Below are 19,517 nucleotides of genomic sequence, written 5' to 3' on the forward strand. Positions count from 1 at the left end.
TAGTCTAGTCGGAATTGATCCGCGAGTTTGAGCATTGCGCAAGAATTGGCTACCAAACCACGCTGCGCCGGGAGCCCCTGGGGAGGAGCTGGTCAGCGTGGCGCCAGCCATACCTCTTGGCCCTCGAGCCCTGGAGCTATCGACGATCGGCCATCGGTACCGGTGGGCTCAGCAGCCACATGGCCAGGGCCTCGCTCGCCTCGAGCGGTTGAAACGGCCCTAGGCGTTCCTTGAGCAGCTTGGGCGGCCAGACCCTGCCCAGCAGCCGCCCGAGCTGGACGCGGAAGGGCTCGGGGAGGTGGCTCAGGTTTTGCAGCCGCTCCCAGGCAGCCTCCTCCTGCTTGAGGCCCAGCAGGGCCTGGGCCTCGAGGGCGCTCTTCCAGGCCTGGGTACCGGGGTCGGATTCCAGACTGCTGAGCTGGACCAACTGGGCCAGTACCTCGCCCCAACGTCCCTCGCGGCCCATCGCGTCGGCGTAGCCCAGCCGGGCCTGATCGCGTAGGTAGGGGTTTTCCAGCCGGAGGAAGGGATGCATGAGGGCCTGGGCCGCGCTCGGCTCGAGCAAGAGTGACAGCATCAGCGCGGTATCGAGCATCAACCCGGTGTAGCGGTCGCCTTTGGGCGATTCCTGCTGCAGCTCCTTCCACAGGCCCTCGAGCAGGCGCTGGGCCCGGGGGGCGGCCTGACCCCCGCGAAAGGGCGGGCGGTAGGGGTCGCCGGTCTCCCAGACCCAATAGGCCACCGCCAAGCGGAAGATGGTGCGCCGGTAGCGGTAGAGGGCTTCGCTGCGACGTTCGCGCGCGCCCCGCAGATAGCGCTCGGCCTCGGTGGTGAGGCTGAGGGCCTCCCAGGGATGGTGGCGGGCGGCCTCGAGCACCCCCGCCTCGCTCTGGGCGCGGGCGCGGGTGAAAGCGTCGGGGGCCTCGGCGATGGCCCGGTAGAGGTGCTGGGCTGCCTCCTCGTAGCGCCCGATGCGGCGCAGGGCGGTGCCCAGCCGGGCCCGCACACGCGCGGCCTCCTCGGAGGCGGTAGGGGTCAGACCTGCCAGGGCGCTCTTCATGCGCTCGACGGCCTCCTCGCCCCGCCCCAGCCGCATCAAGAGGTCACCGGCCTGGTAGCGGGCGCGGCTGGAGAGCAGCGGGTCGTGCTGGACTTGCTCTAGCGCTTCCAACGCCTCCTTGAAGCGGCCCGCGTCCTTGGCCACCAGCCCTTGCCACAGTCGCACCCGGTCGGCCAGGAAGGGCGGGATGGGCAGGGCCAGGGCTTGTTGCACGTCGTCCTCGGCCTGGGCGTAGTCACCCTGCCAGCGGGCGATGGCCGCGTGCACCAGCAGCCCCTCGGCCAGTACCTCCCCGCTCAGGGTGGAGAGGTCGGGCAAAAGGGCCTGGGCGGCTGGATAGTCGGCGGCGTCTACCTTGGCTTCCGCCGCCTTGACCCGCGCCCAGGCCCGGGTGGCTGGGTTCTTCGAGCCTGAGAGCAGCTCGAGCGCCTCCAGCGCCTCGGGGTGGGCATACTGCCCCAGCACTGCGCGGTAGCGCACCAACACCGTGGCCAAGGCCTCGCGCTGCTCAGCGGGCCACTCCTGCGAGCCTGCCCACAGGCCCGGCAGCAGCGAAAGCCTCGAGGGGTCGGCAGCCAGCAACCCCAGTAGCACCTCGAGCGCGCCCGCCCCCCAGGCGTGGTGCAGGGCCCGGAAGAGGTCGCGCTGGTGGTAGTACTCGAGCGCCAGGGCGTGCAGGCGCCGGGCCTCGGCGCCCGGCACCTCAGGCAGCAGGGTACGCAGCACCGGGCGCACCAGCGCCTCGCCCTGTCCCCGGCCCGAGCCGTCGCTGGCCGGTTGCAGCAGCGCGCGCTCGGCCTGGGAGAGGGTGGAGAGGCTGCGGCCCAGCGCGGCCTCGAGCAGGGGCACCGGTACCGCCGGGTCGGACTCGAGCGAGAACACCGCCAGCGCCTCGAGGATGGGCTGCAGCGCGGGGTCCTGGCGCAGGTCGCTGGAGGGCTGGGCCTGATGCTGAGCGGCCTCGAGCAGCACCAAGCGCGAGAGCTCGCCGAAGTTGCGCCCGGCCTGATTGACCAAGGCCTCCACCCGCTCGGGGGGCAGGTCGGGCAGCCGGTCGCGCACGTAGCGGCGGGCCTCGGCCCGACTGGGGGCCGAGAGCGGGCTGTAGCTTAGGCTGGCCGGGGGCTCGCTCAGCGCGGCGATGTAGGGCACCGAGAGCTGGCGCAGCAGGGGCTCGAGCCACAGCGTCAGATTGGTGCGCTCGCCCCCCACCCGCAGCGGCAGCCCGCCGAGCTGCCCCTCGGCCTCGGCCCGCAGCAGCAGGGGAACCCCCTCCCGCTCGATGGCCTCCTTCAACAACCCCTTGATCTCGTCCTGTAGGGCACTCTGTAGCGCGTAGGGTTGGGTGGGGGAGAGCTGGGCCAGCAGCGCCTCGAGGCCCTCCCGTATCCCCAGCCGCTCCCCGATCAGGTAGAGCTGGGGCGCCATCTCGCCCCCCAGGTTCACCCGCAAGCTGCTGGGCAGGGTGCGCTCGATGGCCCCCAGCAGCACCCCCTTCCCCGTGGCCGGGCCGCCCACCACCACCATCTGCACCCGCTCCCCGGCTTCCACCCCCCGCACGAAGCGGCGGAACAGCCGTCGCTTGTCCCGTCCCAATGCCCGTCGCGCGGCCTCCTGGGCTAGTTCGCCCGGGAAGGGCGGGGGCTCGAGCCCCACCTCCCGGAAGAGATCGACGAGCACCTCGAACAGCCGCAGCTTCTCGTCGGGCGAGCCCAGGTCCTTGTAGAGGATGTTGCGGACCGTGCCGGCCCGCCCCCCGCGCTCGGCCAGCACCGCCTCGAGCCAGCGCAGACTCCCCCGCCGCCCCCGGTGGTCCTGCCCCGAGAGGTGTGGGCGCAGGGTCTCGAGGTGTTTGAGCCAGGGTGTAGCGGCTTCACTCACGGTGTATACACTATACGCCAATGGTCAATAGTCGATAGCCCCATGACCTGGCTATCGACGATGGGCTACCGACCCGCGCTCAGTGGAACTGTGCCTCTTCGGTCGAGCCCGCCAGCGCCGCGGTGGAGGCCTGTCCGGCGGTGATGGCCAGCAGCACCTCGTCGAAGTAGCCCGCGCCCACTTCGCGCTGGTGGCGCACGGCGGTGAAGCCTTCCCGCTCGGCGGCGAACTCGAGCTGCTGCAGCTCCACGAAGGCGCTCATGCCGCGCTCCTTGTAGCCGCGGGCGAGCTCGAAGGTGCGGTAGTTGAGGTTGTGCCAGCCGGCCAGGGTGATGAACTGGAACTTGTAGCCCATCGCCCCCAGCTCGCGCTGGAAGCGGGCGATGGTTTCGTCGTCGAGGTTTTTCTTCCAGTTGAAGCTAGGCGAGCAGTTGTAGGCCAGCATCTTACCCGGGAACTCCTTGTGCACGGCCTCGGCGAACTTGCGGGCTATTTCGAGGTCGGGCGTGGAGGTCTCCATCCACAGGAGGTCGGCGTAGGGCGCGTAGGCCAGCGCGCGGGCGATGCAGGGCTCGAGGCCATTGCGCACACGGTAGAAGCCCTCCGGCGTGCGCTCTCCGGTCACAAAGGGCTTATCGCGCTCGTCCACGTCGGAGGTGAGCAAGGTGGCGGCCTCGGCGTCGGTGCGGGCGATGATCAGGGTGGGCACGTCCAGCACGTCGGCGGCCAGGCGGGCGGCGTTGAGGGTGCGGATGTGGGCCTGGGTGGGGATGAGCACCTTGCCGCCCAAGTGCCCACACTTCTTTTCGCTGGAAAGCTGGTCCTCCCAGTGCACCCCGGCGGCCCCGGCCTCGATCATGCTCTTCATCAGCTCGAAGGCGTTCAAGGGGCCGCCGAAGCCGGCTTCGGCGTCGGCCACGATCGGGGCGTACCAGTAGCGCCCACTCCCGCCCTCGGCCCGCTCGATCTGGTCGGCCCGCATCAGGGCGTTGTTGATGCGTCGCACCACCTGCGGCACCGAGTTGGCTGGGTAGAGCGACTGGTCGGGGTAGGTCTGCGCGGCCAGGTTGGCATCGGCGGCCACCTGCCAGCCCGAGAGGTAGATGGCCTCGAGGCCCGCCTTCACCATCTGCACTGCCTGAGCCCCGGTGTAGGCCCCGAAAGTGTTGACGTAGGGCCGCTCGTGCAACAGCTCCCACAGCCGCTCGGCCCCTCGCCGCGCCAGGGTATGCTCGACCTGAAGGCTGGGCCGCAGCCGCACCACGTCCTCGGGGGTGTAATCCCGCCGAATCCCCTTCCAGCGCGGGTTATTCTCCCACTCCTTACGCAGTTTATCGGCTTCCAGTCGCATTTCAGGGGTCAGTTTGCTCATGCTCTTCCTCCTAAAGAATGCACTCCCTCGAGCCTTGGATCACCCCTTGCCCGGGTTGCGCGTCCACCCCCGAGAAAGCTCGTGGCGCTCGGTTGTGTGGCGGGTTAACGCTGGGTGAGCGTTACGGTTCTGATTGTGCGGGAAGCCTCCAGGAACTTTGATCGTGTATAAGTTGTACACGAACACCTCGAGACTGGTGTAAACCACTTGAGGCTACACGAGCGGAGAATACACAAGCGCCTTTGCAGCAATCGCCGAGCCTTGGGGTATTAGGTGGCCGAGCGAAGATCACGGCATCGGGGGTTTTGATGCAGCCCCCGCTAACCCTGAAAAAACCGGGTCAGGGCCTCCCTCGCCCGCTGCACGTGCGCCCGCATCGCGGCCTCGGCGCCCTCGGCATCGTGGCGGCTGACGGCCTCGAGCACCGCCTCGTGTTCGGCCAGGGAGAGTGGCAGGCGGCCGGGGATCACCGCCGAGGAGTTGATGAGCAGCCGGATCTGGCCGTCGATGGTCTCGGCCACGGCCAGCAGGCGCTTGTTGCGGGAGGCTTCCCAGAGGGTCTTGTGGAACTCGAGGTCGAGGTCGCCGTAGGCCTCGAGGTCGCTCGCCTGGGCGGCCTTGCGCTGCTGGGCCAGGATTTTCTCGAGCTTCTTGGGTAGGGTTTTGCCGTTGTTTTCCACCGCCAGCCGCGCCGCCAGGCCCTCGAGCACCTCGCGCAGGCTGTAGATCTCGCGGATGTCTTCGGGCGAGGGGTTGCTCACGAAGTAGCCCCGGTGGGGGATGGCCTGTACCAACCCCTCGCGCTCGAGCGCGGCCAGGGCCTCCTTGATGGGGGTAGGGGAGAGCCCGAGCTCCTCGGCCAGCACCCGCACCACCAACTTACGGCCTGGAGGGAGCTTGCGGCCCAGAATGGCCCTGCGCAGGGCCTTGTAGGCCTCACGGTTGAGGGTGGTACGGCTCAGCATCTCAATTGCAAGTTTAGCACGATTGACGACAAAAGATTTTAGATATAAAATCTCGCTGCGTACAAAAGGAGGCAGGCGTGGCGCATAGAGCCCTGGCGCACAAAAGCACAGACGACGTGGCGGTGGCGGTGAGCGAGCTCAAAGCGGGCGAGACCCTTACCATCGAGGCCCTGGACGGGGGTGAGCCCCATGAGGTCAAGGTGCTCGAGGCCATTCCCTTGGGCCACAAGATCGCCCTGCGCGACTTACCCGAGGGGCACGTGGTGATCGAGTATGGCGAGAAGATCGGGCGGATGACGCAGGCGGTGAGGAAGGGCGGTTACGTGCACACCCACAATATCCGCACGCTGCGATGGGCTAAAGCAGGTAAAGCGCCTGTGGCTCGGAGCACCGCGGGGAGGTCGGCAAAGAAGGGGGGGCGGTGATGGCTCGCAAAAAAGCCTCCTCCCTTCAACTCAGCGGATACCGACGTCCTAACGGGAAGGTCGGGGTGCGCAATCACGTGGTGGTACTGCCGGTGGACGACCTCTCCAACGCCGCCGCCGAGGGGGTGGCTCGGCTGATCAACGGAAGCGTGGCTCTGCCGCACCCCTATGGGCGCTTGCAGTTCGGCGAGGACCTCGAGCTCACCTTCCGCACCTTGAGCGGTCACGGGGCCAACCCCAACGTCTACGGGGTGGTGGTCATCGGCATCGAGCCCAGGTGGGCCGAGCGGGTGGCCGAGGGCATCGCCCGTAGCGGCAAGCCGGTGGAGCTTTTCTCCATCGAGCGCCACGGCGACCTCAATACCATCAACATGGCCGCTCGAGCGGCCTACCGGCTGGTGCAGGAGGCCTCCGAGCTTCGGCGCGAACCCATCAGCCCCTCGGAATTGGTGACTTCGATCAAGTGCGGGGAGAGCGACCCTACGTTGGGCCTGGCGGGCAATCCCGCTCTGGGCCGCGTGGTGGACCGGCTGGTGGACTTGGGCGCCAGCGTGATCTTTGGGGAGACCTCCGAGCTCACCGGCGGCGAGCACCTCATCGCGGATCGCTGTGCCACCCCAGCCCTCAGGAAGAAGTTTCAGGAGATGTACGACGCCTACATCCAGATGATCGAGGCCCAGGGCGTAGACCTCTTGGGCTCGCAGCCCACCGAGGGCAACATCCGCGGCGGTCTTTCCACCATCGAGGAGAAAGCGCTGGGCAACATCCAGAAGACCGGCTCCCGCCCGGTGAACAGGGTCATCGGCTATGCCGAGCCGGTGGGGCCGGGACAGGGCTTGGTCTTCATGAACTCCTCCTCGGCGGGGGCCGAGCACGTCACCTTGTGCGCGGCGGCAGGGAGCGTGCTGCACTTCTTCACGACCGGTCAGGGCAACGTGGTGGGTCATCCCCTCATCCCCGTGATCAAGATCTCCCCCAACCCCATCACCTGCTCCACCATGAGCGAGCACATCGACGTGCCGCTGCCCGACCTTCTGCTGGGCGAGATCGGATTGGACGAAGCCGAAAGCCGCATCATGGACGTATTCGAGCGCACCGTGAACGGGCGCATGACCGCCGCCGAGTTGCTGCGGCACAACGAGTTCGTGATCACCAAGCTCTACCCCAGTGCTTAGTGGCATGTCCATGACCAACAGTAGCTTTTACCAGCCATGATCCTCGTCTGCGAGTTCATCACCCCCAGTGGCCTCGAGCGCCTGCGGCACAGCGGCGTCGAAGTCCATTACGACCCCGACCTCTGGAAAGACCGCGGCGCGCTCAAGGCCCGGCTGGCCGAGGCGAGTGCCCTCATCGTGCGCAACCAGACCCGCGTTGATGCCGAGCTGCTCTCGGCGGGGCCGAAACTCAGGGTCGTGGGGCGACTGGGGGTGGGACTGGACAACATCAACCGGGCGGACTTAGAGGCCCGGGGGGTGAAGCTCTACTTCGCCCGCGGGATCAACGCGGTGGGGGTGGCCGAGTACGTGATGGCGGCGATGCTACACCTCTCGCGTAAGCTCGCCGCCGCCGCCCAGCACGTGGCCGAGGGCGGCTGGAACCGCAGCGCCTTTGGGGGTTTCGAGCTCTCGGGCAAAACGCTGGGCCTGATTGGGCTGGGCGAGGTGGGTTTGCGGGTGGCGAAGCGGGCTGGGGCCTTCGGTATGAGGGTCGTGGCCGCCGACCCCCAGCGCCTGCCTTGGGAGAGCGCGGTGGAGGAACTGGGGATCACCCTCACCTCCGTCGAGGAGGTTCTGCGGCAAGCGCAGTTCCTCTCGCTGCACGCGCCGCTGACCCAGGAGACCCGCCACCTCATCCGCGCCGAGACCCTCGCTACCATGCCCAAGGGGGCTTACCTCATCAACACCGCCAGGGGTGAACTCGTGAACAACGAAGACCTCGCCGCGGCGCTGCGCTCGGGTCGGTTGGCGGGGGCGGTGCTGGACGTGGTGGACGAGGAGCCCCTCCCCAAGCGCCATGTGCTGCGGGCTGTGGATAACCTGTGGATAACCCCTCACGTGGCCGGGCTCACCGCCGAGGCCCAGGAAGCGGTGGGCCTGCGGGTGGCCGAGGGCGTGTTGGCGGCGCTGGGGGTCGGATGAAAATCGCTTACGCTCAGCTTCTGGAAGTCGTGCAGGGCCACTTTGTCGCCCTGGGGCTCAGGGTGGAGCACGCAAGGGCCATGGCCGAGGTGCTTTTAGAGGCCGAACTCGAGGGCAACGCTGGGCACGGCCTCTCCCGTATCCCGCAGTACACCCACCAGCTCAGGGCCGGGGGGCTCAACGCCCGGCCCGCGATGCGGCTCGAGCACACCCGCCCCTCGGTCGCGCTGCTCCACGCCGACGGTGCCCCTGGCCCGGTGGCCGGGCTCTTTGCGGTGCAGGTACTTGCCAAGCTGGCTAAGGAACAGGGGAGTGCGAGCGTGGCGGTGCGGAATGCGGGGCACTCGGGGGTTTTGTCGGCTTACGTGGGAAGGCTGGCGCATACCGGCCTGGTCGGCCTGGCTTTTGCCAATACCCCACCCGCCCTTCATCCGGGGCCGGTGCTGGGCACCAATCCCCTTGCCCTGGGTGCGCCTGCCGAGCCCGAGCCGGTGGTGATCGACACCTCGGTCGCGGTGGTGGCGCGGGGCAAGGTCATGGGCGCTGCCAGGCGGGGTGAGCCCATCCCCGAGGGTTGGGCCGTGGACAAGGAGGGTCGGCCCACCACCGACGCCAGAGCCGCGCTCGAGGGCTCCTTGCTGCCCATCGGCGGCGGCAAGGGCTTTGCCCTGGCGGTGCTGGTGGAGGTGCTGGCGGGGACGCTGGCCGGGGCGGTGCTCTCGCCGGAGCTGCCCCTGCCCTGGGCTCCGCCGGAGCAGGCGGCAAAGCCGGGGCTGTTGCTGGTGGCCTTCGACCCGGCGGCCTTTGGCGAGGGTTACCGTGGGCGGGTGGCGCAGATGGTGGGGGCGCTCGAGGCCGCCGGGGCCCGCATCCCCGGAGCCCGGCGGGCGGCGTTGCGGGAGAGGGCTATGCGCGAAGGCGTCGAAGTCGGCGAAGCTTTGCAGGTTGAGCTGGGTAAACTTGGGTTGAACGTACAAGGAGGAGTGGCATGAAGAAGCTGTTTTGGCTCGTGTTAGCGATACTCGTGGCTTCCGTGGCGGTGGCCCAGCAGGCCACCCGGCTGCGGGTGTTCATCGGAGGGCAGCAGCGTCCCGATGTGATGCGCAAGATCCTGGACGCCTACCAGCAGCGCAACCCCGGCGTGCGGGTGGAGATCGAAGTCGGTGGGGCCACCTCCGACCAGCAGCAGCAGTACCTCACCACCGTGCTGGCCTCACGCGATCCCTCGATCGACGTCATCCTCATCGATGTCATCCGGCCTGCCCAGTACGCGGCGGCCAAATGGTCGGATACCCTCGACAAGTACCTCCCGGCGGCCAGCAGGGCCAACCTGCTCAAGCAGTACCTCCCGGCCTACGCCAAGGCCAACGTCATCAACGGCCAGCTCATCGCCCTGCCCAGCTTCGCCGACGCGCAGTTCCTGTACTACCGCAAGGATCTGCTCGAGAAGTACAACTTCAAACCCCCCACCACCTGGGACGAGGCCATCAAGCAGGCCCAGACCATCCTGGCGGGCGAGCGCAACCCTAACCTAGGCGGCATCGGCTTCATGGGCAACATCTCCGAGGGCACGGTGTGCAGCTTCCTGCTGCCCGTCTGGGCGGCGGGGGGTGACGTGGACGACGACTCCGGCAAGCTCATCCTCACCGAGGCCCAGGCCCGCAACTCCTTGCAGTTCTGGCTCGACCTCATGGACAAATACAAGGTCTCCCCGCCCAACATGGCCGAAAAAGCCCAGGACACCATCCGCCAGGAGATGCAGGCCGGACGTTGGATCTTCGGGACGCTTTTCGCCTATGCCTGGAACAGATTCCAGAACGACGCCGACAGCCAGGTTAAGGGCAAAATCGGCGTGGTGCCGCTGCCTAAGTTCGAGGGTGGGCGCTCGGCGAGCTGCTTGGGCGGCTGGCAGTGGACCATCTCCGACTTCTCCAAGAACAAGGCCCAGGCCTACAAGCTGGTGCGCTACCTCAGCAGCCCCGAGGTCTCCAAGGTCCTGGCCATCGAGGCCTCCAACCTGCCGGTCTTCCCCGCACTCTACAAAGATCCCGACGTACTCAAGGCCAACCCCTGGTTCGCCGACGCCCTGCCGGTAGTGCAGGCCGCCCGCGCACGCCCCGTCCACCCCCGCTACCCCGAGGTAGCCGATGTGCTGCGCAAGGCGCTGAACGCGGTTCTGGCCCGCACCAAAACGCCGGAGGCCGCGGCCAAAGAGGTCATCAGCGGCTTGCAGGCGATTTACGGGAAATAAGGCCGAGGCTATGCCATACGTCGTGCGTTCTGTACGGGTACTTCTGGTGCGATGCGCTTTGCGTACGACGTATGACCTAAGGCGGGAACGACGATGAACCGACCCCAGCCCCGCTACCGCAGAAGCTTTGGCGACCTAAGCGAGGGGGCGCTGGCCTTCTGGCTGCTGCTTCCGGCTGGACTGCTGCTGGGCCTCATCGCCCTGTATCCGGTACTCCGGCTCGTCTACACCAGCTTTTTCCAGTACCAGCTCACCCTCGGGCCCGAGGCCAGCTTCAACGGGCTGGAGAACTACGCCGCTGCCCTGCGCGACGCCCGCTTCTGGAACGCACTGAAAAACACCTCGCTCATCGTGCTGATCACCGTTCCAGGGGCGCTGGTGGTGGGGCTCTTGCTGGCTTTGCTGGCCAATTTGCCCTTCCGGGTGAAGTGGCCGGTGCGGCTGGGACTGCTGTTGCCCTGGGCCCTGCCGCTGGTCTTCGTGGGCCTGATCTTCCAGTGGTTCTTCGACAGCCAGTACGGGGTGGTCAACGACCTCATCGTACGGCTGGGGGGTGAGCGGCAGTTCTGGCTGTTCAGGCCCGACCTGGCCTTCTGGGCCATCTGCTTCACCATCATCTGGAAGACCAGCTCCTTCGTAGCGTTGATCCTGCTGGCGGGCTTGCAAACCATCCCCAAGGAACTCTACGAAGCCGCCGAGGTGGACGGGGCCAACCCCTTTCAGCGCTTTTGGCGCGTGACCCTGCCGCTTTTGACCCCTGCCATCCTGGTGGCGCTGATCTTCCGCACCATCACCGCCTTCCAGACCTTCGACATCCCCTACGCCATGACCAAGGGCGGCCCTGGCAACGCCACGGAGACGCTGGCGATGTACGTACGCGTGACCAGCATCGAAAACCTCAACTTCGGCTACGGCTCGGCGCTGGCGGTGCTGCTGTTCTTGCTGAGCATGGCGATCACCGTGATCTACCTGCGCTACGTGAGGGGGGCAGATGAGTAGGCTGCGCCGTAGGGGTCGTACGTCGTACGTCGTACGCGGAAGAGGCAAAACGGGTAGTTCGTGCTTTGGGGCGCTTAGTGCTTGGCGGGTTTTAACCGCGGCCCGGGGGGCTGTATGAACCCCTTCAAGAACCCGCGCCTGTGGGTGTGGCTCGCAGCGGCCATCGTGGTGGTCAACGGCTTCTTCCCCTCGGTGTGGATTTTTTTCACCTCGCTGAAGCTCGAGGGCGAACTTACCCGCATCCCCATCACCTACTGGCCGCAAGACCCCACCTTCCAGAACTACCTCCAGGCCTTTCGCGAGCAGCCCCTGGGCCGCTACTTCCTCAACAGCGTGATCGTGGCGGTGGGTTCGACCCTGCTGTGCGTGGGGGTGGCGAGCCTGGCGGCCTATGCGCTGGCCCGGCTGCGCGTGCCCCGGCGCAACCTGATCCTCTCGCTGCTGGTGGGGGTCTCGATGTTCCCGGTGGCCTCGCTGATGGTGCCGCTGTACCAGATCTTCAACGAGCTGGGCCTGCGTAACAACTACCTGGCCCTGATCCTGCCCCACGCCGCGCTCTCCCTGCCGGTGGCCACCCTCACGCTCGTGAGCTTCTTCGCCGGGATCCCACGCGACCTCGAGGCGGCTGCGATGGTGGACGGCTCGAGCCGCCTGGGGGCCCTGTGGCGCATCGTGGTCCCGCTCTCGGCGCCGGGGGTGTTCACCGCCGCTATCCTGGCCTTCGTCAATAGCTGGGACGAGTTTTTGCTGGCTTCCACGCTGCTCCCGGCCAAGGCCATGCGCACGCTGCCGGTGGGCATCCAGCTCTACCAGGGCGAATACGTCTTCCCCTGGCCGCTGATCTCGGCGGCCTTGGTGGTGGCGCTGGTGCCGGTGGCGCTGGTTATCGCCATTTTCCAAGAGCGGGTGGTGGGCGGCCTGACCCAAGGAGGGGTCAAGGGATGAGGCAAGAAGGCGTACGTCGTACCTCCCACGCCGTACGCGAAAAGGCGTGCGGTTCTGGGCGTTTTGCGCCTTGCGTTTAGCCATCTTATGTTGCGCATCGGACTTGTCCCCATCGTGCGGCCCCTGTTCCGGGGGGCCCGCTTCGGCCTCGAGCGCGCCTCGAGCCAGGCCCTTCGGCGCCTCGGAGGCGAGCTGGGCTTCGAGCTGGCCTACGTGGCCGACCCCGTGGCCGAGGTTGCCCAGGCGGCAGCGGCGGCGAAGGCAGCTCAGGCGGCTGGGCTAGACCTGCTGCTGGTCGAACACGTGACCTTCGCCACGGGGGAGGTGTTCTTACCCCTCCTAGAGCTCCCCATGCCGGTGGGCCTGTGGGCACTGCCCGAGGTGTGGGACACGGGTCCGCTGCCCCAGAACGCGATCTGCGGGCTGAACCTGGGGGTTTCGCTTCCGTTGCCGGGGCGGCAGATGCCGCTGAAATGGTTCTACGGCGCACCCGAGGACGAGTGGTTCCGCGAGCGCCTGGGCCTGACCCTCCAGGCCCTGCGGGGGGCCAAGGTCCTGCGCGAGGGCCGGGTGTTGTGGCTGGGGGGCACCGCGCCGGGCTTCTTCGCCTTCGACGCGTTGCCCGAGACGGGGATGCGGGTGGAGCGGGCGGGCCTCGAGGTGCTGTGGGAAGCGCTGGAGGGTGTGCGGGAATCCGAGGTGGACGAGCTGGCTGCCGCCTTCGACGAGTTGGCGGAGTACCCGCTGGAGCCGCTGCGCCAGACCTTCCGGCTCGAGCTCGCCCTGGCCCAGGTGGCCCAGGGTTACGACGGGGTGGCCATCCGCGAGTGGCCGGAAATCCCCGACCGGGTGGGGGTGATGGCCTACTCGGCCATGGCCCGCCTGGCTGACCGGGGCTATACCTTCGCTCCCGAGGGCGACGTGATGGGGCTGGCCGGGCAGCTGGCGCTGCAAGCCGTCTCGAGGCAGGCGGCCATCCTGCTCGACATCTCCCACTTTGGAAGCAAGGGGGTGATGCTCTGGCACGGCGGCGAGGCCCCCAGAGCCTGGGCGGGCGGCCCCACCCGTTTGGTCCCGCACTTCAACCGAGGGCTGCCCGCGGTGCGCGACATGCCGCTCAAGGCAGGGCCAGTGACCGGCCTGCGGCTGTTGCCGGGGCGGCGGGCGGTGGTGCACGGGGGCTATTTGAGCGGGGAGAAGGGCTACGACGGGGACTCGAGCTGGCTTACCCAGGCCAGTTGGGCTGGACAGGAACTGAGCCCCAAGCAGTTCCTCGTGAGCTGGCTCAACCACCGCCTCCCCCACCACCTGGCGGTGGGGATGGGCGAGCACCAGCCGGCGCTGCTGGAGCTGTGCGGGTGGTTGGGCCTGGAGGTGCTCCCGGCCAAAGCGGAGGAAAGTGGGTGGGTATGGCGCGCGTGATCACCCTGGGCTGGGCCTGCCTCGACCAGCGCTACTACCTCGAGCGCTTTCCCCCCACCCACAGCCGCACCCCGGTGCGGGCCTTTCGCCAGGCCATCGGTGGGCCGGCAGCGGTGGCGGCCCAGGCCGTTGCCCGGCTGGGCGCAGAGGCGCTGCTGCTCTCCCGGCGCGGCTCGGACGCGCTGGGGGAGAGCCTCGAGGCCGCCCTCCGCGCCGAGGGGGTGCGAAGTCGCTTCACCCTGGGCCGGGAAACCCCCGTCAGCGCGGTGCTGGTGGCTCCAGACGGCGAACGCTACATTTTCCCCTACCGCCCCGACCTCCCCGCCGAGCCCGACTGGGAGGCGGAGGAGGTGCTGGAAGGCGTGGGGGCCGTGCTGCTGGACCACCGCTGGGTTCTGGCCGGGCTGCAGCTGGCCCAGGTCGCCCGCGAGCGGGGCATCCCGGTGGTGCTCGACCTCGACCACGACCGCCCCGAAGCCTGGGAACTGGTGCCCCTGGCGAGCCACGTGGTGGCCTCGGAGGAGCTGGCCCGGCAGGTCGGTGGGCTCGAGGCCCTGCTGGAGCGCATTCCGGGCTGGGCCGCCGTGACGCTGGGAGCCGAGGGCGTGCGTTACCGTGGGGGCCACCTCCCTGCTTTCAGGGTAGCGGTCAGGGACTCAACGGGCGCGGGGGACGTGTACCACGGCGCCTTCGCCCTGGGCTTGGCCGAAGGGATGAGCGAGGAAGAGGCCCTGCGCTTTGCCGCCGCGGCCGCCGCCTTGCACGTGCAAAACGGTGAGCCTCCGGGAAGGAGGGAGGTCGGGGCATTGTTGGCCTCGTAATACCAGATTCGGTCAGTTCGTTCCCGAATGGGAACGAACTGACCGACCGAAGGGAGTGCTCTAGGATTCAAAAAGATAGCCTCTGAAGGTCTTTGGTTTGGGTGATTATCTTTTTGAATCCGGTATAAGAGCCCAGGGTTTTACTGAGGAAGTGTAGTTGGAGGCGAATTATGAAGACCACCCCTGCTAAAGCCCGTGCGTATAGCCGCATCGGAGATGGAGCGATGCGCTTTGGCACCCTGGCCATTGACCAGCGTCCACCCCTGATGCACCTGGTGGCCAAAGCCCTGGGCAAAGACCCCGAGGACGTGGCCTCGGAAGTGCGCGAACTCAAGGGCCTGCTGGCCGAAACCCTAGCCAAGAGCGTAACCGGCATCCTGATTGACCCGCACTACGCCTTTCCGGCGGCCATGCCTACCCTGCCGCGGGAGACCGGTCTGATGCTGACCCTCGAGCACCACCGCTTCGAGACCGTAGCGGGTGGCTGGCGCAAGAGCGCGCTGATTCCGGGCTGGAGCGTGGAGCAAGCGGTGCGGATGGGCGCCGACGGCCTGAAGCTCTTGGCCTGGCACCGGCCCGACGCCCCGCCCGAGGTGGTGGAGCACCAGCTCGAGTTCGTGCGAAGGGTGGGCGAGGAGTGCAAAAAAGCCGACCGCCTGTTCATCTTCGAGGTGCTGCCCTACCCCCTCCCCGGCGAGGACGAGGCTGCCTACCACGCCAAGCTGCGCGAGCTCTCGCTCGAGATCGCCGCGGCCTTTGCCGACCCCGGATTCCACGTAGACCTCTACAAGCTCGCTATCCCCGGTTCGGCCAGCTTGGTCAAGGAGTGGGGCGGCCAGGGCTATAGCCTGGACGACCTCGAGGCCGACATGCGTGAATATAGCCGGCTCCCGGCCCCCTGGCTGCTGCTCTCCGGTGGCCTCAACGCCGACCAGTTCGCCCAGGTCTTCGAGCGCGCCGCCAGCGCCGGGGCGCGGGGCTACCTGGCCGGGCGGGCCATCTGGCAGCACCCGCTGCGCTACTACCCCGACCTGGCCGCTACCCGTGCGGCCTTGCTCGAGGAAGGCCGCGAAGCCCTAGATCGCCTCAACGAAATCCTGTGGGCGATTCCCCCGATGCGGCTCGGGGTGGATTGGGAGCTTGTGGGGGTGGCGGGGTAGTGGTTCTATTTAATGATGCGGGATACGACCGCGAGAGCCCGGTTTTGGCATCACTATGACCGGAAGCCCCATGGGTGCACGGACCCAATCCGCGAAGCTATTGAGAAAGGAGACGCCGATGCCAGAGAAAAAGGCTCCGCGCAGGCCCACAAAGGCTGCTAGCGCAACCGGCAAGACCGTGGAGGGGTTCACGGCGGAGGAACGGGCCGCCATGAGGGAGCGCGCCCGGGAGCTGAAGGCGGGTAGGGCCGATGGGGAAAGCGCCGTGCTCGAGAAGATCGCCGAGATGCCGGAACCCGACCGTTCCATGGCCCTCAGGCTCCACGCCCTCATCAAATCCAACGCGCCGGAGCTCTCGCCGAGAACCTGGTACGGCATGCCTGCATATGCCAACCGGGAAGGCAAGGTGGTCTGCTTCTTCACCCCTGCTTCGAAGTTCAAGACCCGATACGCCACCTTAGGCTTCAACGACGTGGCAAACCTCGACGAGGGTAACCTATGGCCCACCTCCTTCGCGCTGAAGGGGCTGACTGCCGTCGAAGAGGCAAAGATCGCCGAACTCGTGAAGAGGGCGATGGGCCGAGACTGAGCTGCTTAAGCCGAGGTTGCTTCAGGGGTTGGACTATGCGCCCTTGCGTGGCTCGAGCGCATAAAATGAGAAAACCTACCGCGAGTGCGTGATGTGGGGCACGCCGATCGAGGGCGATTACAAAAGGGGGGTGTGGGGGTCTACAAAGCCCCCGTCTTTCAAGCGTGGGATGTAGTAGACCCCTGATACCGGATTCAAAAAGATAATCACCCAAACCAAAGACCTTCAGAGGCTATCTTTTTGAATCCTAGAGCACTCCCTTCGGTCGGGTCAGTTCGTTCCCGAATGGGAACGAACTGACCGAATCTGGTATGAGTACCGGCATCGCCGGGCCGCTGTGCGGCTTCACTACGTGCGCCCGGTGTTAGCGCACGTAACACGCTGAGCGGCAGGCGTGCCATACTGTGGTAGCGACAGCACCCTACAAACACAACCATACCTCCGTCTCGCTACTGCGATACCACTTCGTGTGGTGCCCCAAGCGCCGCCGCAGGATTCTGGTAGGCTCGTTGGCCGAGCGCCTGGAGATTCTGCTCAGGGAGAAGGCCGCCGAGCTTGGGTGGGGAATCATTGCTCTGGAAATCATGCCTGACCATGTGCACCTGTTCATCTCGGTAGACCCTGACCTGGCCCCGTCCCAGGTGATACACCGCCTCAAGGGCTACACCTCCCGTATTCTTCGCAAGGAGTATCCCCACCTCATCCGCCTCCCCGCCCTGTGGACACGCTCGTACTTCGTTTCCACGGCGGGTATGGTGAGCAGCAAGACTATCGAACAGTACATTGCCGCCCAGAAAACGAGGGACTGATGACCCACCGCAAAGTATTCCGTTTCCGCATGGAGCCTACCCAAGAACAAGGGGAGGCTCTGCTGCGGATGGCGGGCGCTAGGCGTTGGGCGTGGAACTGGGGCCTGGCAAGGCGTAAGGAGGTCTACGAACGAACCAAGAAAACCTTGCCTATTGCTCAGCTTTCGAGCGAGTTGACGGCGTTGAAGAAGCGCCCTGAGACGGCATGGTTGAAGGACGTGGACAGCCAGCTCTTGCAGCAGGCCCTCAAAGACCTCGACCGAGGCTACCAAGCCTTCTTTGGCAAGCGGGCCAGATTCCCCAGGTTCAAGAGCAAGAAGAGGGACGAACCCCGCTTCCGCATCCCTCAGCGGGTCAAGGTAGAAGATTCCAAGGTGTATGTCCCGAAAATAGGTTGGGTCAAGATTCGCCAAAGCCAGCCGATAGACTGTACCCTCAAAGGCGCAACCTTCAAACGGGATACCGATGGGCATTGGTACGTCGCCCTGACCGCCGAGTTCGAGATGCCCGATGTCCCCTTGCCGCCCGCCAACCCCGAAAAGGTGGTGGGGATTGACCTTGGGCTCAAAGACTTCGCCACCCTGAGCGATGGAACCCGCAGTGAAGCTGCACCAGCAGCCCGGCAATGCCGGTACTCAATTGCCCAACCTAAGTTCTACCGCAAGGCCGAGCGCAAACTGAAGAGAGCTGCCAAAGCGCTTTTCCGCAAGCAGAAAGGGAGCCGAAACCGAGAGAAGGCTAGAAAGCGACTGAACCAGGTACACACCCAAATCAAGAACCAACGCCAGGACTTCCTCCACAAACTGACCACCGAACTCGTCCAGAAATACGACGGGCTGTGTATCGAAGACTTGAGCCTCAAAGGGATGGCGAGAACCAAGCTGTCCAAGTCGGTTCTGGATGCTGCCCTGGGCGAGTTCCGGCGGCAGTTGGAGTACAAGGCGGTCTGGCATCGCAAGCACCTGTGGTGGTTGACCGCTACTTCCCCAAGCAGCAGGCTCTGCTCTGTGTGCGGGGCCATCCACCAGGCCCTCACCCTTGCGGATAGGGTCTGGAGGTGTGATTGCGGCGCGGTGCATGACCGAGACCTGAACGCGGCCCACAATATCCGCGCCGAAGGGATAAGAAGCATCCCCGTCGCCGTGGGGCACACGGAGACGCAAAACGCTTGTGGAGAGTTGGTAAGACCACATCAGCAGTCGTGGCACGACTCGGTGAAGCAAGAATCCCACGGCCTTTAGCCGTGGGAGTGTCAAGGAGAACAGCCGAACCCTGAAATTCGAAGCCCACGAATTTGAGCTCGAGTAGGCTGGAAACCTACCCATCCAGCATGGCTTCAGCAAATACGGATGCGAGGTTACCGACCCCGTCGATTCCCTGTGCGCCCCACTATCACCCCAGGTGCCCCAGCCCATTCGCCTCCAGCAGCTCCCGCACCCTCACCTTCTCCCCCCGCTTCACCGACTCCTCCGCCGCCACCCCCACCACCACGCTCCAGAAGCCCTCCTCGGGCGTGGCGGCGGTAGAGGGCTGGCCGTCCATGGCTTCGATGAAGCGCAGGTGTTCGTAGTAGGTGGCCCCGCTGTGGCCGCTTTCCTCGATGAGGGCGGGGTAGCTGGGGGTCATGGTGCGGGAGGTGCGGTCGGGGAGGGCGATGACCTCTAAGTAGTTCTCCCACTTGGAGTAGGCCTGCCCGTTCACGCCCTCGCTGGCCTTGAGGCGGCCTTCGTCGCCGCAGATCACGAGCTCCTCGTAGACCATGGGGGCGAACATGCACAGGTTGAAGTTGGCCCGCACCCCGTTTTCGTACTCCACAATCACAAAGGCGTTGTCCAGGATGTCCGAGCGTTCGCCGTCGTACTCGAAGTCCTTGAAGTTGACGGCCTGGCTGCCCGAAGCGTAGACGCTCACCGGGCGCGAGGCGGCAAACAGGTTGAACAGATCGAAGTAGTGGCAGCACTTCTCCACCAGGGTGCCGCCCGAGTACTTGGAGAACTTGTTCCACTGCTTGACCTTGTCCAGAAAGGGCTCGCGGTGTTCCATGATGGTCAGGGTCTTGATCTCGCCCAGGCTGCGCCGCACTTTGGCCTCGTGGATGGCCTCGACGTAGATGGGCTTGTAGCGGTATTGCAGCCCGATCTGTAGCACCTTGGGGTAGTTTTGCGCGATTTGCCATATTTCGTAAGCATCGCGCAGGTTGGTGGCCATGGGCTTTTCCAGCAGGATGTGCTTGCCCGATTGCACCGCCACCTTGAGCACCTCCAGGTGGGTGTGGTTGGGGGTGCAGATAATCAGGCCGTCCACCGCCGGGTCGTTGCAGGCGGCCTCGAGGCTGTCGTAGACCACCAGGGGCTCCTGGGAGAACTCAGCCTTGACGCGCTTGGCACCCTCGACGCTGGAGGGGTTGGGGTCGTAGACGCCGTGGACGGTGCAGCGCCCCTCGAGCAGCGTCACCCGGATGTGCTCCTGCCCGTTCACCCCCACCCCGATCACGTTGAAGCGGTACTTGAGGGGGCCGGGGTTCATCAGGAAGCGATCCTCCATGGGCACGTAGGCGAATTTCGGCATCAGCGCGTGGAGGCGATTGGCGAACTCCTTGTTTTTCTTCACGGGGCAATTATAAATCTTAGATTCAAAAATAGCCCACCGGTAGAATCAGGTGTTCGAAAGGAGGCCCCAG

At 66.1% G+C, this 19,517-nt stretch carries 17 protein-coding genes; 13 read left to right on the forward strand and 4 right to left on the reverse strand.

Features of this window, described 5'->3' with window-relative positions:
- Positions 1 to 136: 136 nt before the first annotated feature.
- From B047_RS0111540 to B047_RS0111550, 3 genes are all read right to left on the reverse strand, one after another.
- Positions 137 to 2,941, reverse strand: coding sequence for a tetratricopeptide repeat protein (locus B047_RS0111540; protein WP_018467125.1), 2,805 nt, complete (start codon positions 2,939 to 2,941; stop codon positions 137 to 139).
- Positions 2,942 to 3,020: 79 nt separating this feature from the next.
- Positions 3,021 to 4,313, reverse strand: a complete 1,293-nt coding sequence (gene aceA, locus B047_RS0111545) for an isocitrate lyase (RefSeq protein ID WP_018467126.1) — start codon at positions 4,311 to 4,313, stop codon at positions 3,021 to 3,023.
- Positions 4,314 to 4,633: 320 nt separating this feature from the next.
- Entirely contained in the window at positions 4,634 to 5,278 is a 645-nt protein-coding gene (locus B047_RS0111550) for a GntR family transcriptional regulator (protein WP_018467127.1), read from the reverse strand.
- A 77-nt stretch (positions 5,279 to 5,355) separates the two neighbouring features.
- On the opposite strand from B047_RS0111550, the gene B047_RS0111555 reads away from it, so the two are divergent.
- From B047_RS0111555 to B047_RS16765, 13 genes are all read left to right on the forward strand, one after another.
- Positions 5,356 to 5,703: a UxaA family hydrolase gene (locus B047_RS0111555; RefSeq protein WP_018467128.1), complete on the forward strand. Its 348-nt coding sequence runs from the start codon at positions 5,356 to 5,358 to the stop codon at positions 5,701 to 5,703.
- The gene (locus B047_RS0111560; protein ID WP_018467129.1) at positions 5,703 to 6,878 is read left to right on the forward strand and encodes a UxaA family hydrolase; all 1,176 of its coding nucleotides are present in this window, start codon (positions 5,703 to 5,705) and stop codon (positions 6,876 to 6,878) included. Before B047_RS0111555 ends, B047_RS0111560 begins: the two co-directional genes overlap by 1 nt.
- 36 nt (positions 6,879 to 6,914) lie before the next feature.
- Positions 6,915 to 7,841, forward strand: coding sequence for a hydroxyacid dehydrogenase (locus B047_RS0111565; RefSeq protein ID WP_018467130.1), 927 nt, complete (start codon positions 6,915 to 6,917; stop codon positions 7,839 to 7,841).
- Positions 7,838 to 8,833, forward strand: a complete 996-nt coding sequence (locus B047_RS0111570; RefSeq protein WP_026234840.1) for an Ldh family oxidoreductase — start codon at positions 7,838 to 7,840, stop codon at positions 8,831 to 8,833. The genes B047_RS0111565 and B047_RS0111570 overlap by 4 nt, the downstream gene beginning before the upstream one ends.
- Positions 8,830 to 10,092 (forward strand): ABC transporter substrate-binding protein, encoded by a 1,263-nt coding sequence (locus B047_RS0111575; protein WP_018467132.1) that lies wholly within the window; start codon positions 8,830 to 8,832, stop codon positions 10,090 to 10,092. The genes B047_RS0111570 and B047_RS0111575 overlap by 4 nt, the downstream gene beginning before the upstream one ends.
- 93 nt (positions 10,093 to 10,185) lie before the next feature.
- Positions 10,186 to 11,091, forward strand: coding sequence for a carbohydrate ABC transporter permease (locus B047_RS0111580; protein ID WP_018467133.1), 906 nt, complete (start codon positions 10,186 to 10,188; stop codon positions 11,089 to 11,091).
- A gap of 114 nt (positions 11,092 to 11,205) precedes the next feature.
- Entirely contained in the window at positions 11,206 to 12,036 is an 831-nt protein-coding gene (locus B047_RS0111585; RefSeq protein WP_018467134.1) for a carbohydrate ABC transporter permease, read from the forward strand.
- An 87-nt stretch (positions 12,037 to 12,123) separates the two neighbouring features.
- Entirely contained in the window at positions 12,124 to 13,458 is a 1,335-nt protein-coding gene (locus B047_RS0111590) for a fucose isomerase (protein ID WP_018467135.1), read from the forward strand.
- Positions 13,446 to 14,279 (forward strand): PfkB family carbohydrate kinase, encoded by an 834-nt coding sequence (locus tag B047_RS0111595; protein WP_018467136.1) that lies wholly within the window; start codon positions 13,446 to 13,448, stop codon positions 14,277 to 14,279. The genes B047_RS0111590 and B047_RS0111595 overlap by 13 nt, the downstream gene beginning before the upstream one ends.
- A gap of 170 nt (positions 14,280 to 14,449) precedes the next feature.
- On the forward strand, positions 14,450 to 15,439 hold the full coding sequence (locus B047_RS0111600) for a tagatose 1,6-diphosphate aldolase (protein WP_026234841.1): 990 nt from the start codon (positions 14,450 to 14,452) through the stop codon (positions 15,437 to 15,439).
- 118 nt (positions 15,440 to 15,557) lie between these two features.
- Positions 15,558 to 16,028, forward strand: coding sequence for an iron chaperone (locus B047_RS0111605; RefSeq protein ID WP_026234842.1), 471 nt, complete (start codon positions 15,558 to 15,560; stop codon positions 16,026 to 16,028).
- Positions 16,029 to 16,432: 404 nt separating this feature from the next.
- Positions 16,433 to 16,837 (forward strand): IS200/IS605 family transposase, encoded by a 405-nt coding sequence (tnpA, locus tag B047_RS0111610; protein WP_018467139.1) that lies wholly within the window; start codon positions 16,433 to 16,435, stop codon positions 16,835 to 16,837.
- Entirely contained in the window at positions 16,747 to 18,078 is a 1,332-nt protein-coding gene (locus B047_RS16765) for an RNA-guided endonuclease InsQ/TnpB family protein (RefSeq protein WP_245533737.1), read from the forward strand. The genes tnpA and B047_RS16765 overlap by 91 nt, the downstream gene beginning before the upstream one ends.
- A 151-nt stretch (positions 18,079 to 18,229) precedes the next feature.
- Here B047_RS16765 and B047_RS0111620 read toward each other — a convergent pair whose 3' ends face one another.
- On the reverse strand, positions 18,230 to 19,447 hold the full coding sequence (locus B047_RS0111620; protein WP_018467141.1) for a Gfo/Idh/MocA family protein: 1,218 nt from the start codon (positions 19,445 to 19,447) through the stop codon (positions 18,230 to 18,232).
- Positions 19,448 to 19,517 lie beyond the last annotated feature (70 nt).

The sequence above is a fragment of the Calidithermus timidus DSM 17022 genome (assembly GCF_000373205.1).
Lineage (GTDB): Bacteria > Deinococcota > Deinococci > Deinococcales > Thermaceae > Calidithermus > Calidithermus timidus.

Bases quoted from the DNA above. Each gene is read 5' to 3' on its own strand.
- B047_RS0111570 (WP_026234840.1), top strand. From the start codon at position 7,838: ATGAAAATCGCTTACGCTCAGCTTCTGGAAGTCGTGCAGGGCCACTTT.
- B047_RS0111595 (WP_018467136.1), top strand. From the start codon at position 13,446: ATGGCGCGCGTGATCACCCTGGGCTGGGCCTGCCTCGACCAGCGCTAC.
- B047_RS0111565 (WP_018467130.1), top strand. From the start codon at position 6,915: ATGATCCTCGTCTGCGAGTTCATCACCCCCAGTGGCCTCGAGCGCCTG.
- B047_RS0111590 (WP_018467135.1), top strand. From the start codon at position 12,124: ATGTTGCGCATCGGACTTGTCCCCATCGTGCGGCCCCTGTTCCGGGGG.
- B047_RS0111575 (WP_018467132.1), top strand. From the start codon at position 8,830: ATGAAGAAGCTGTTTTGGCTCGTGTTAGCGATACTCGTGGCTTCCGTG.
- B047_RS0111550 (WP_018467127.1), bottom strand. From the start codon at position 5,278: ATGCTGAGCCGTACCACCCTCAACCGTGAGGCCTACAAGGCCCTGCGC.
- B047_RS0111580 (WP_018467133.1), top strand. From the start codon at position 10,186: ATGAACCGACCCCAGCCCCGCTACCGCAGAAGCTTTGGCGACCTAAGC.
- B047_RS0111560 (WP_018467129.1), top strand. From the start codon at position 5,703: ATGGCTCGCAAAAAAGCCTCCTCCCTTCAACTCAGCGGATACCGACGT.
- B047_RS0111605 (WP_026234842.1), top strand. From the start codon at position 15,558: ATGCCAGAGAAAAAGGCTCCGCGCAGGCCCACAAAGGCTGCTAGCGCA.
- B047_RS0111600 (WP_026234841.1), top strand. From the start codon at position 14,450: ATGAAGACCACCCCTGCTAAAGCCCGTGCGTATAGCCGCATCGGAGAT.
- B047_RS0111585 (WP_018467134.1), top strand. From the start codon at position 11,206: ATGAACCCCTTCAAGAACCCGCGCCTGTGGGTGTGGCTCGCAGCGGCC.
- aceA (WP_018467126.1), bottom strand. From the start codon at position 4,313: ATGAGCAAACTGACCCCTGAAATGCGACTGGAAGCCGATAAACTGCGT.